The sequence below is a fragment of the Bartonella raoultii genome, assembly GCF_019659805.1.
In the GTDB taxonomy this organism is placed as follows: Bacteria; Pseudomonadota; Alphaproteobacteria; order Rhizobiales; family Rhizobiaceae; genus Bartonella; species Bartonella raoultii.
The window spans coordinates 136,565-149,800 of the sequence record NZ_JAIFRO010000003.1 but is presented as its reverse complement, the minus strand read 5'-3'; the positions used below and the strand labels follow the sequence as shown (position 1 = coordinate 149,800).

Sequence of the window (13,236 nt, the reverse complement as noted above, 5' to 3'; positions counted from 1 at the left end):
GAGTTCCTCAACAACTACTAAGATGAGAGTAAAGAGGAAATTGTCTTGTTATCTCTTCTACTTTTTTCTTAACAGCCATTTCAACAGCACTATTATCTTCATCACTTTTTACGCTCCGAAGAGCATCAAGAACTTCTGAAATTAAATTACCAACTTGAATAAACTCTTTCTCTGTAAAGCCACGCGTTGTAGTAGCAGGTGATCCCAAACGAATCCCCGAGGCTATAGATGGTGTTTCAGAATCAAAAGGAATACCGTTTTTATTACAAGTAATATGGGCACGTCCCAAAGCCAATTCAGCACGTTTTCCCGTGACATTTTTGGAACGTAAATCAATCAACAATAAATGATTATCTGTACCACCAGATACAAGATCAAACCCATTATCCTGCAATGTCTTTGCTAAAGTTTTAGCGTTCGCAATAACATGAGCAGCATAATCGCGAAAGTCAGGTTGTAAAGCCTCTTCAAATGCAACAGCTTTGGCTGCAATCACATGCATTAAAGGACCACCTTGAAGACCTGGAAAAATTGCTGAATTAATTTTTCTAGCGAAAACTTCATCATTTGTTAAAATTAACCCACCACGAGGACCACGTAGCGATTTATGCGTTGTCGTTGTCACAATATGTGCATGCGGAACCGGTGAAGGATGAACACCACCAGCAACAAGACCAGCAATATGGGACATATCAACCATTAAATAAGCGCCTATCTCATCTGCTATTTCCCGAAACCGTTTCCAATCCCATAGACGAGGATAAGATGAACCACCTGCTATAATAAGTTTAGGTTTGTGTTTTTTTGCAAGCTGTTCAACTTCCTCCATATCAATAATCTGATCTTCTTTACGCACACCATAGGAAACAGCATCAAACCATTTTCCTGACATATTCACAGATGAACCGTGTGTCAAATGACCACCAGCATTCAAATCAAGCCCCATAAATGTATCACCAGGTTTGAGAAAAGCTAAAAATACAGCTTGATTCATTTGGCTTCCAGAATGAGATTGAACATTTGCAAAAGAAGCACCAAAAAGCTTCTTTGCCCTCTCAATTGCTAAATCTTCAACGACATCAACAAATTGACAACCTCCATAATATCGCTTGCTCGAATAACCCTCAGCATATTTATTGGTTAAAATAGAACCTTGTGCTTCAAGAACCGCTCTTGAAACAATATTCTCCGATGCAATGAGCTCAATTTCATGCTGTTGACGTTCCAATTCATCCTTAATTGCATTAAAGATTGCACCATCAATAGTTTGTAAAGTATCATTAAAAAAATGTCTTTGTGTATTCTCTTTTTGCTGAGTCATAAAACACATTCCCTAACATAAAAAATAAAGTAATAAACGATAACATAGCAAGTCAAGCAGACTAAATATTTTAAACAGCTTTCATTTAAAAATACCTGTCATATTTCTGTGCTGTACAGACAACAAAATCCCCCCCCATAATAAAATAAACCGCATAAAATGAGTAGCAAATTTTTACTCATATGCTTTTAACTTGTGGGATTTTTTTTAAAATTTTTCACAAGTAAAATGATCTACAGCCTCAAAAAATACAATAATTCCAGATTTATGATTTAAGTTGGTAATAATTTGAACTGATCTATAATATATTAAATTAAATATAGCAAAAAAAAAATAGATACAAGGCAAGTAGAATGGCAACAAAAGTCTTTATTGATGGTGAACATGGAACAACTGGATTACAAATACAAAAACGACTAGCCAACCGTTCTGATTTAGAGTTGCTCTCTCTTCCTCATACTGATCGGCATAACATTAATATGCGATACGATTATCTTTTTCAAACAGACATCGCAATTTTATGTCTACCAGATGATACGGCAAAAGAAACTGTTAACTGGCTTAAAAATAATAAAAATATTAGAGTGATTGATAGTTCAACAGCCCATCGTATTGCGCCTGATTGGGTCTATGGCTTTCCTGAAATGACAATAGGACAAAAACAACGCATCCAAGCAGCACGCTATGTAAGTAATCCTGGATGTTATCCCACAGGGGCAATTAGCTTAATTCGACCACTGCGTGAAGCTGGTCTGCTAGACGCTTATTACCCCATATCACTTAACGCAATATCTGGTTACACTGGTGGTGGTAAACAATTAATTGCACAAATGAAAAAGCAATCTCAACAAAATGATTTTTGTGAAAATTATTTTGTGTATGGACTTAACCTTCAACACAAGCATATACCAGAAATTAAAATGTATGGACAGATTAATTATCCCCCTATCTTCATACCAAGTGTTGGTCGTTTTCCTCAAGGAATGATTGTAAATCTTCCTCTACATCGTCATTTATTTACAAAATCAGCAAGTTGTTCTGATTTACGCGAAATTCTTGCAAGTCATTATGAGGGAGAAGATGTGATAACAGTTGCATCAAAAGAAGAAACTGATACACTCCAAAAACTCAATCCTGAATGTTTAGCACATAAAGATAGTATGAGGTTATTCGTATTCGGTAATGAAAATGAAGGTATTTTCAACCTATGTGCTCTTTTAGACAATTTGGGAAAAGGTGCATCCGCGGCTGCTGTTCAAAACCTCAACTTAATGCTTTCAGGACATTAATATTTTTTGCTTGAAAGATTATTCAAGAACACGATATGCCCCTTTCGTAGCACGCCAATGTGCAACAGAAAAACACAATATCACTAATGCAACACTTTGGTGAATAAGCCCTAAACTTATCGGTACTTCATGTAATAAAGTAGAAATACCTAAGAGTGCTTGAACAATAATCATAACACATATTAAAAATGCACGACGAGAATGGGTTGAATGTGGAAGATTCCTCTGTACATATAAAGCATGAATAATCACTGCAACAAATAAAAAATAAGCAAAAAAACGGTGAACAAATTGAACTGTTAAAGGATTTTCAAAGAAATTGAGCCAAACAGGTTTACGTTGTAATAAACCATCAGGGATAATTTGACCATCCATAAGGGGCCATGTATTATAAACTTTTCCAGCATGGATCCCGGCTACAAGAGCTCCAAAATAAATCTCCATCAAAATCAAAAAAACAAGCCACCCTGCAAAATATTGAACTTTGTGATTTGCAGGTTTTTCTGAATATTCTGTAAGTCCTCGAGATAAATAAGTAACAAAAATAATAACAAAACATGCTGTTATAAGATGAAATGCTAAACGATATTGGCTTACACTTGTCAGATTACTTTGGCCAATACCTGAAGCCACCATCCACCACCCAATAAAACCCTGAAAAGCAATAAGAATGGGAACAATGATAAGTGGAAGTAAAAGATTTTTTTCAATACGTTTTGTCATCCAAAACCAAATGAGCCCCAATAAAGCTATAAGCCCCACTAGACGCCCAAGAATGCGATGCCCCCATTCCCACCAAAAAATAACCTTAAATGCACTCAATGTCATATCACGATTAAGCAATTTATATTGTGCTATCTGTTGATATTTTAAAAACTCTTCCTGCCATTGTTTCTCACCAATGGGGGGAATAATACCATGAATCGGCTTCCATTCGGTTATTGATAGACCTGACCCTGTCAAGCGAGTAGCACCCCCAACTAAAACGATTGCCAAACACAGCAATAAAATAGTATAAAGCCACATTTGAATTTGTTTTCGATTTTTCTTTTGCCTTGCTGTCAAAACGCTTTCACTCAATCTTTTTACAGTCATCTCTGATTGCCCCACGTCTTTCTCCAACCACAATTTTTCAAAATTTAAATATTAAGTCCTAGCTATTTGGATATGTATTACAACTTTAGCACAAAACAAGCGATCTACATTTTCTTTTATGATCTTTATGATTCAACCAAACGATACACAGTCTTTGGAAATCTTTTTACCATCTGCATCATCCAATCCTGTTCATTTAAAACAACACTACAAATGTAATAATCTGTTAACTGTGCAAATTGTTCAAATCCATATTTGGGTTCACTCGACATTTCTAAAATGATAAAATCATAATCCTTTTTAAATTCCTGCAATATATGAGGGATATCATTTGAAAAATTCTGTGCTGAAACAGCACTTGTTAACCCTTGAGGAAGAATATCAACTCCCGTATCGTAATCACGATAAATAACATCATATAACTGAGCATTTCTCGTTAAAATATCACTCAATCCCCGATGAGGACCTATTACTTTCTCTATTTGTTGACCAGAAATATCTATCAAAAGAATTTTTTTATGTTCTTTGATGAGATGAAGAGATAATTTTGCTGCAGTACGCGCAGCTTCTGGACCAATTATTGAAACAACTGTTGAAGTACAGCATTTTAAAAAATCGGATAATCCTTCTATTGTAATAAAAATCTCAAGTTTTTTTTCATTCTGAGAAACGAGAAAGTCTTCATCATTCTTGTAAGCATTTTTTTTAGATTTTAAACCAGCATTTTCTAAATATTTTTTTTTTGTTTTAAAGCATTGATAAAACAACAAAACTCCTCCCAAAAAAATGATTGAGCTTAGAAGGACACCCATAATAATATTTTTTCCGTAAAGATCCATAAAAGAAATTGATACTAACGTTGTAGGTACAATGACATGAATTTTTGTCTTTTCTAAAAAAGAAATATCCTTCTCTAGCTCTTTGTTTTGCGCATTGACCACTATTTTTATTTTATTTTCTAATTCGTTAAACATTTGTGTCAAAGATTGGGATCTATCTTTTACAAAGTGGCTCATTCTTTTTTTGAGTTGTTCTTCAAATTCCGTTGCAATAATTTCATCGGAATGAATTTGATGAACAATCTGCAAAATTTTGTTTTCTAATTGGTGAGAAAGAACCTCCAGTTCCGCAGTCATGGCTTTAATTTGAGGATGTGTCCATCCCAATTGTGCGACCATATGTGCTCTTTGCATTTCTAAAATATTACGTTTAGATTCGAGTGCAGAAACCGATGAATTATTTGCAATAAACGATAAAGACAGTAATGATTTTCCCGTTTCACGCGTTACCTTAATTGCTGAATTCAAGCTCATTAAATGAATACGCTTTAAAGTTGCCTCCATTAATTGCGTAGAAAGATCATGAAGCTCTGTTTTTTTTATATCATGTTGAAAAAAAGAATCGACAGAAGAACGAAACCCCTGCACTATATTAAATAATGCAGCATTATCATAGTGTTGATCTTTTTGCTGTTTTATTAATAATAACTTTTGTTTCTGTTTTAGAATTTCTTGTGAAAGTGCAGAAAACCAAGTTTCTACCCCATGTTGAGCCGCTTCGGCTGTTTCTGCTTCAAAAATAAGATCTATAAGGTCACCATGGCGAGATAAACGGATATTCTCGCGAAAATCTTTCTCATGAGAAGAATCTGAAGAAAAATTCCGTAAATTTGAATTATTAAAAATAATAGATTGTGAAAACAAAAACGCAACGACATCATGCTGTTTTTCAATCGATAAAGGTTTTCCAACCGAATCAGATAATGAAAATGTTAAGGTAGCTCGGTAACCTCGTGGTTGAAAAAAATAATACAAGAAAATCAAAAATGAACAGAGCACCGCTAATAACAAAACGACCAAAACGTTTCGCGACACCGTGGGTATTAACAGCTCTTTATTGCACGTAAGACTCATCTTTATTTCAACCAGAAAAATACTTTATCTTTTTTATTAAGAGAAAGTAGTAACTATCCTCTTAACTTTAAGTATATTATTTTGAGAGAAGAAAAACGTAAAATTTAAGTATAAAAACTAAACAATAGATCAAAAAAACTTTAATTCATATTTTGTTTAATATGATCAAGACGTTTTTTTGCTTCAGAAGTGAGAACTGCTTTAATAGTGATAGAACCATCATCAAGACCTTCTTGCACCACTTCACCCGCATTGTCATAAAACCAATCAATAAGCGCCATTTCATGAGGTTTTAAAAGACATTCAATGCGCTGCATTTCTCCAAAAATTCGCTTTTCAATAACTCTTAGTAACTGATCAAGACCATCATTCATGAGAGCTGATACCATTACAGCAGGATTTAACTGTGTTTTTGCGCTTGTTTTTAAAACATTCAATGCATGCTTATCCAATAAATCAATTTTATTCCAAACTTCTATAATATGCTCTGTATCGTCAATATCGATAGAAAGACTTGAAAGCACTTTTAAAACATCTTGCGCGTGTGCACGATGATTAGAATCTGACATATCTCTTACATGAAGAATCAGATCAGCTTCAACAACTTCTTCAAGAGTTGCTTTAAATGCAGCAATCAAATTTGTTGGTAAGTGAGAAATAAATCCCACAGTATCCGACAAAAGAATCGTTTGCCCATGAGGAAGGGTAACTTTGCGCAAAGTTGGATCAAGTGTTGCAAACAACATATCCTTTGCTATGACATCCGCACCGCTTAAATGGTTAAAAAGAGTTGATTTTCCGGTATTAGTATATCCTACTAAAGCAACAACAGGATAGGATGTTTTTTTTCTTTTAGCTCTATGAAGAGCACGTGTTTTCATTACTGTTTCTAATTCACGGCGAATACGGGTAATTTTTTCTTGTAAAAGACGCCTATCTGCTTCAATCTGAGTTTCACCAGGACCACCTAAAAAACCGCGGCCACCACGTTGCCTTTCTAGATGTGTCCAGCTACGCACAAGCCTACTTTTTTGATAAGATAAATGCGCTAACTCAACTTGCAAAACCCCTTCTTTCGTCCGTGCACGATCTCCAAAAATTTCAAGAATCAAAGCTGTCCTATCAATTACTTTACAATTCCATAGCTTTTCTAAGTTACGCTGCTGTACCGGTGTTAAAAAATGATCTATGATTACAAGCTCAATGTGATATTCATTTATAAAATGAACAAATGTCTCTACTTTACCCTTTCCAAATAAAGTTGCAGGACGAGGTACCACAATATGAATTGTCTCATAGTGAACAACATTCAACCTAATAGCACGCGCTAGGCCCAACGCCTCTTGAACTCGAGAAGATACTGAACATCCGCTTGAAGTTATCGTTTCATTTTTGTTTTCTTGACAAATAGGCACCAAAACAAGCGCACGCACCTGTTTTTCAACCTGCGAAAAAAACCCCCTCACTTTCTCATTTTCATATACCATAGCAATCTAAGCACTTTTAAATGGAATAAGAGGTCTATCGTAAAGTGGCTTGCTTATTCAGAATTTTCACCTTCAAACATTTGTACAGGTTGTCCGGGCATAATAGTAGAAATAGCATGCTTATAAACCAATTGTGCATGTCCATCACGACGCAAAAGGACACAAAAATTATCAAATGAAGTTACAATACCCGTCAGTTTAACGCCATTTACAAGAAAAATTGTAAGAGAAATTTTTTGCTTACGCACCGTATTTAAAAATACATCTTGTAGGTGCTGTGATCGTTCTGCCATTATTCTTACACCTTCATCTCGAATTGCATAAAATATTCGTGCACGCATATCGACTGAAAAATATTAAATTGTCAACGTAGGAACTTCTAAAATTTAGTAAAAGATAACTTAATATTGAAAATATGGTTTTTAAAAAATATGCATCATCTCCCCATAAAAATTCTTTATATTGATTTTTTATAAATATTATTAATTACATATGTATCTTATAATCTATTACAAGCTATATGCTTTTTATTAAAGGACATAATAGATACTTTTTCATGAATATCAAAAAGAATAAGCATAATTTTTAGTATTATCAAAGGTAAGAGAAACATGTGTAATAATATATCTATACACTGCAAATCTTTTAAAACAGGGTATGTAACTTCATTAAATTGTTTTTAATGCACTAAACGAGATTCATAATTTTTCTTACAAACAAGATTTTTAAAAACTATAAACAAAATTTTTATTCTGATGACAGTCAAATACGACTTTGTTTTTATTATATTTTATAATATTTTGAAACAAAGAGAAAAAGCCACGTTAACTTTATCTTGATAAGTTTTTAAAATTTTTTGCAGAGCATATTCCTTTCTAAATAATTAACAGCTAGTATACCCAAATATCAGGAGGAGGACGTATCCCTTTTCTGTCTGTAAGAGTACGAGGCGAGTATGGCACGCAGAACCAAATTACAAGCATTTGAAGTCGAAGTTGAAGAAGCTCTCACAAAAGCAATGAATTTTGATTTTGATAACACTACAATTGACACAAGCTCATCTGGGAGTTCTGAAAATGTTGTTAATGTAGATGATTTGATTCAAAAAATTGCATTAGCAGAAGAAGAAATCTTTGCTGCAAATAATACTTCAAACCTTACTTCTAATATTCATGATAACGCTGTTATTGATGAATCGGTTGTTGAGCAGCTTTTTGCTCCCAAACCTACTCCTGAACTTTCAGGAGGGACAGTCCATAATACATTGTTATCTAAGGAACTTCTTCCTGCTAATGATGATATAACAACGCCTTTTAATTTTGAACTCTTAAAGCAAAATTCTCTCTCTCGAATCTATTGGTGCACCACAGCACTTAGTGCTTTATGGGTAGCAGGAGGTGCTTTTATTGCGCATAAACTAGCACCTGCTGGATTGAGTTCCTTATCAAATATCGCTACTTTTTTTACCTCACCAATGGGAATAGCTGTAGCAGCAGGAACAGCAGTCCCTATTCTTATGTCTTGGGGCTTTGCGCAATTAACAAAGCGCTCGAGTGAATTACATAATGTTGCTATCCTTATGACAAACGCAGCACAGCGCCTTAGTGAACCACAACATATCTCTGAAAAACAAGCAATCGCTATAGGACAAACCATTCGTGATGAAGTTGCAGCAATGAATGAGGGCATAGAGAGAACCCTTGGACGTGCTGTTGAGCTTGAAGCTATTATACAAGGTGAAGTTCATAATCTAGAACAAGCTTATGCTGAAAATGAATCGCGTATTCATACATTAATTAAAGAATTAAGTAATGAACGCATAGCTATTTTAAATCACGCAGATCGCGTACAATCAACAATTAAAGGAACGCAAGAGCAATTAAGTAATGAATTTGGCTTGGTTACTTCTAAAATTGTGACTAATGTTGAAAAACTTGCCCAGACGCTTTCTCAGACTTTGCAAAAACAGGGAGAAGATCTTGTTACCAAACTTTCCTATGCAGGAGACGGTGTAAAAAACAAGCTTGTTGAGAAATTTAACGAGACAACAACACAAATTCAGCAAAAAAACACAGAGTTTTTCCATAAATTAGGAAAAAACTTTGATGATTTTTCGCAGCGTTTTGACAATAATGAAAAACAAATAAATAAAACCTTTAATGAAACAGCAGCAAAAGCTGAAATGCATATTGCTAAAATTGCTACACATATACAAGAAGCAACAGATCAAACTTTGCATAGTGTTGACAAAAAATTTCAAAATTTGGATAAAGCTATTATTGATCGCAATAACCAATCTCTACGAAATTTTGATGAAAAAATTATACTTCTGGATGAGCATGCGCACAAACTTTCTTCTACATTTGATAATGTAACTTCAAAAGCTATTGAAGCCTTTGAAAAGCGCTTAACAACCGTTGATTTTTCTCTTAAAGAGCATAGTGATTCTATCATCGAATCCTTCATAGCACGCGGTCAGATCTTAGAAGATAATGTTGAAAAGCTTGGTAACTTTTTAGAGTCTCATGTCTTAAAAATTAATGCAAATCTTCAAGAAAGAACAACTGATATCACCAACGCATTTACAAACGGACATGAAACTATTCTTTCTGCAATCGATAAGAGTAAAGAAAGCCTGAGAGAAAAAATACAACATGTTGATAGTGCAATTTTAGATATCGTACAAGAACGTTCACAGGACTTAAAATTACAACTTTCTGATCAAAGAGTTCTCATGGCAGACATGCTCGATAATGAAAAAAATAAAATTGCTAATACGTTAAAAAGTCAGATTGATGTCTTAGCCCAAAATACTTCTAATATTGAACAAGCTTTAATAAATAATGTTCGGATCGTTGATCAGCATGCTGAAAATCATGTTGAAAATATAGTGCAATGCACAGAAAAGCTGCAAGAAGTCATTTCACAAAGCTGCAATACAACAAAAGATGCTTTAGAAGCACAAGCAAGAAATATTGATATACGTGCTGATGCTTTACGTGATTCTTTAGCTATTAATAGTTTTTCTCTTAATGAAGTTCTTGCCGATCAAGCACGCACACTCGAACAACGGATGGAAACGATCCATAACCTTATCGCTAAAAGTGATATACGTGTTGATGTTGCTTTAAAACAACAGATAGATTTGGTTGAAAATGCAATTGTTGCTAATAACAAAAATATTACTGAAACTGTTCAAGGACATATAAAAAATCTCGAAAATCATGCTGAAATTCTTAAAAATACGCTTTCTCAATCTAGCGGTACATTCTTTGAAGCTCTTGAAACACGTATAGAATCATTTGATGAAAATCTGGAAGTTCGTGCACATAAGATTTTTGATCGTGCCAGCACATTAGAAGAAACATTATCCGAGAAACTTGGTCAGGTATGTGAGACCCTTGAAATGCAAACATCTGCTTTTGAAGAGCGCTCTAACACATTAAAAACATCTATTCTTCTTAATAGTGAACAAAATCAGATCATTCAACAAGCGCTGGAAACAAGCGTTGATAATATGCGTCTTACATTAGAAGATTCCGTTAATACGGTCACAGATAAAATTATAAAAGTCTCTGATATTCTTTCATCCAGAGGGGAAGAGATACTTTTATCTGTCACAGATGTTGCAGAGAAAGCAGAAAATATTCTTTCAGAGTCTGGAAATCGTATTGTATCAAACGTTAAACAAACCGTTTATGATACGAGTGAACAAGTTCTTTCTGTTCTTTCTGAGCAAACGTCTCATACTGTTGAAGCCTTCACAACAGCCAGTCATAATGTTCGGGCATTGTTAAATGAAACAATTCAGACTTCAACAACTGCCATTGAACAAGTTCTTAATGAACGTTGTAATGTTCTTCACCATTCTATGCAGAATCTTCAAAATAATCTTGGATATCAGCTTTCTGATGTAAGTAGTCGTTTGGAAGATGCAACAAACCAAACAGCTACGCAAATTTCAGAACATGTTGAAAAAATCACAGAGTTGACAGGTCATTTAAATCAAGCAGCACAAAGCACAACTGAATCAATTGGTTATTTAACACAACATATCAGTGAGCAGCTCTCTCTCTCAACACAAGACGCTGAACAAAGAATTTATGCGCATAGTGAAACTTTAATGAATAGCTTGACACAAACAAACTCCGAAACACTTCAAACCGTTACTGCTATGAAGGAAGATCTTGTTAGTAAAGTTTCATCCATCTTGAAGCAATTAGATCAGTCAATTTATAGCTTCCATGAAAATAGTAATGTTTTATTATCAGCAGTTCAAAATATTGATGGTCAATTTAATGAAACTGCAAATAATTTTCTCCGCAACACACATCAAGTAACAGAGAATTTATCAGCATCAAATCAAGTGCTAAATAATAATGTAGAAGTTTTACAAGGACTCTCACAAAACACTTTTGAGCAAATTAGTCATATAACAAGCAGTTTTGGTCAACATGCCAAAACACTTTCTGAAACTATTCATGTTCTTGAACAATCTCAAAACTCATTAAATACAACGCTTGAAGAAAAACACGATACACTTTCTACATTAAGCAATGCACTCATTTCAAAATCTAATGAAATTAATAAACTCATTGAGCATTATGAAGATGTTCTTTGTTTAGCTCTTGAGCGCAGTAATAAAAATGCGCATCATTCTACACAGGCACTCCAACAATCGCTTAATCAGCTTATTAATGAAGCCTCAACACGTTTTTCAGGAGCAGCAGAAAATATACGTCGCTCAGCGGATGAAGTTCGGTTAGAGCTTTCAAAAATACATCACGATATTGATGAAAATGTTCAAAAACTTCCAGAAAAAACAAAGGAAACAACGCAAACAATCCGCGCTGCTCTAAATGAACAAATTACCGCATTAAACGACTTGGTAAATGTCATACAAAAAAGTGATCAAAAGAATGTAAAAGAATATTTAAAGTCGGCAACTCTTACATCATCAACCTTAAAAAAAGATGAAAGTGTTTCACCTGACATCATAAAGAAGATAGTACCACCTAAGCCTATTTTACAACAAGATAAAAGCAAAAAAAGGACCAATAAATGGGTCTCTAACCTCTTAGAAAGAGCATCACGTGAAGAAACTTTATATGATGAGATTCCTAGCAATACGACCTTTACATCCACAAAAACAAAACCACGTACTATGAGTGTATCTCTTAATTCGTTAGCAGCAGGTATAGTACGCGCTATTAATCATGATGCCGTTGTTGAGTTATGGGATCATTATCAACGTGGACAAAAAAACATCGTGACAGAACGTCTTTATACTTTAAATGGACAAAATATATTTGAAATGGTTAAGAAAAAATACATAAACGATGTCGGTTTTAAACGTTCTGTTAATCAATATATTGCTGATTTTGAAAAACTTTTACGTGATGTCTCACGCAGTTCTAGCTCTTCAAATTCAGTGCGAAAGTATCTGACATCAGATACTGGAAAAGTCTATACAATGCTTGCTCATGCAAGTGGCCGTATCCAATAAATAATTGAAAAGTAGAAAATAACTTTTTCTACTTTTCGTTTTTTCAATTCTGTTGATAAAACTGAAGGAAGAGAAAGAGAGGCTTGGTATTTCGTTTTCTATCGTATTTAAAGAAATATTATGCTTATAAAAAAACAGAATTAATCACAAAATAACACAGCATTTTAAAGAGATAAGCATTACGCTTTTCTCTTTTTATATAAACTTTTCATAACTTTATTTCTTATATACAAACTCTATAAAAAGCTAAACTTTCATTCTAAATCTTATTTATTAAAATACATATTATTTTCTTACATTCCAAATGCTTCATATTCATCAACACTAAATTCTATTTACTTAGTATATTATAGAATAATGAAATATAATACTGATCATAATTTTTATACCCCTTCAACGATAAATAATGTAACTTCTATTATTCGGTTTGAAGTCTTTTTTTAAGAATATGAAAAATTTAAAGCTTAAAAATATTAGTTTAGCATTTTCTCCTCCTTTTTATAAAGGTATATATAAATCAAATTGTTATAGCAGTTAAAGTAAATTTCTTGTGTTTTTTTCTATCTTGTAAGCATTGCAAAAAAAATAGTGGCTTGGTAGTGTAGTATCTTTATTTGTTTTTTTA

General features: G+C 33.7%; 7 protein-coding genes. 2 read left to right on the top strand and 5 right to left on the bottom strand.

Translation table 11 applies throughout. The features are described 5' to 3' along the window. Positions 1 to 7: 7 nt before the first annotated feature. Entirely contained in the window at positions 8 to 1,321 is a 1,314-nt protein-coding gene (gene glyA / locus K3248_RS03380) for a serine hydroxymethyltransferase (RefSeq protein ID WP_220716945.1), read from the bottom strand. A 353-nt stretch (positions 1,322 to 1,674) separates the two neighbouring features. Between glyA and argC the strand changes: the two genes are divergently transcribed. After that, positions 1,675 to 2,610, top strand: a complete 936-nt coding sequence (gene argC, locus K3248_RS03375) for an N-acetyl-gamma-glutamyl-phosphate reductase (protein WP_220716944.1) — start codon at positions 1,675 to 1,677, stop codon at positions 2,608 to 2,610. Between the two features lie 18 nt (positions 2,611 to 2,628). On the opposite strand, the gene K3248_RS03370 is transcribed toward argC, so the two are convergent. The 4 genes from K3248_RS03370 to hfq form a co-directional block, all read right to left on the bottom strand. Next, the gene (locus K3248_RS03370; protein WP_220716943.1) at positions 2,629 to 3,720 is read right to left on the bottom strand and encodes a COX15/CtaA family protein; all 1,092 of its coding nucleotides are present in this window, start codon (positions 3,718 to 3,720) and stop codon (positions 2,629 to 2,631) included. Between the two features lie 110 nt (positions 3,721 to 3,830). Beyond that, a complete protein-coding gene (locus K3248_RS03365; protein ID WP_220716942.1) occupies positions 3,831 to 5,618 on the bottom strand; it encodes a hypothetical protein in 1,788 nt (595 codons plus the stop codon). Between the two features lie 140 nt (positions 5,619 to 5,758). Further along, on the bottom strand, positions 5,759 to 7,105 hold the full coding sequence (gene hflX / locus K3248_RS03360; RefSeq protein WP_220716941.1) for a GTPase HflX: 1,347 nt from the start codon (positions 7,103 to 7,105) through the stop codon (positions 5,759 to 5,761). Positions 7,106 to 7,158: 53 nt separating this feature from the next. Beyond that, positions 7,159 to 7,398: an RNA chaperone Hfq gene (gene hfq / locus K3248_RS03355; RefSeq protein ID WP_006589562.1), complete on the bottom strand. Its 240-nt coding sequence runs from the start codon at positions 7,396 to 7,398 to the stop codon at positions 7,159 to 7,161. A gap of 662 nt (positions 7,399 to 8,060) precedes the next feature. Between hfq and K3248_RS03350 the strand changes: the two genes are divergently transcribed. Continuing rightward, positions 8,061 to 12,611, top strand: a complete 4,551-nt coding sequence (locus K3248_RS03350) for a hypothetical protein (RefSeq protein ID WP_220716940.1) — start codon at positions 8,061 to 8,063, stop codon at positions 12,609 to 12,611. Positions 12,612 to 13,236 lie beyond the last annotated feature (625 nt).

Excerpts from the sequence above, each read along its gene's own strand:
- glyA (WP_220716945.1), bottom strand. The coding sequence starts at position 1,321 with ATGACTCAGCAAAAAGAGAATACACAAAGACATTTTTTTAATGATACT.
- argC (WP_220716944.1), top strand. The coding sequence starts at position 1,675 with ATGGCAACAAAAGTCTTTATTGATGGTGAACATGGAACAACTGGATTA.
- K3248_RS03365 (WP_220716942.1), bottom strand. The coding sequence starts at position 5,618 with ATGAGTCTTACGTGCAATAAAGAGCTGTTAATACCCACGGTGTCGCGA.
- hflX (WP_220716941.1), bottom strand. The coding sequence starts at position 7,105 with ATGGTATATGAAAATGAGAAAGTGAGGGGGTTTTTTTCGCAGGTTGAA.
- hfq (WP_006589562.1), bottom strand. The coding sequence starts at position 7,398 with ATGGCAGAACGATCACAGCACCTACAAGATGTATTTTTAAATACGGTG.
- K3248_RS03350 (WP_220716940.1), top strand. The coding sequence starts at position 8,061 with ATGGCACGCAGAACCAAATTACAAGCATTTGAAGTCGAAGTTGAAGAA.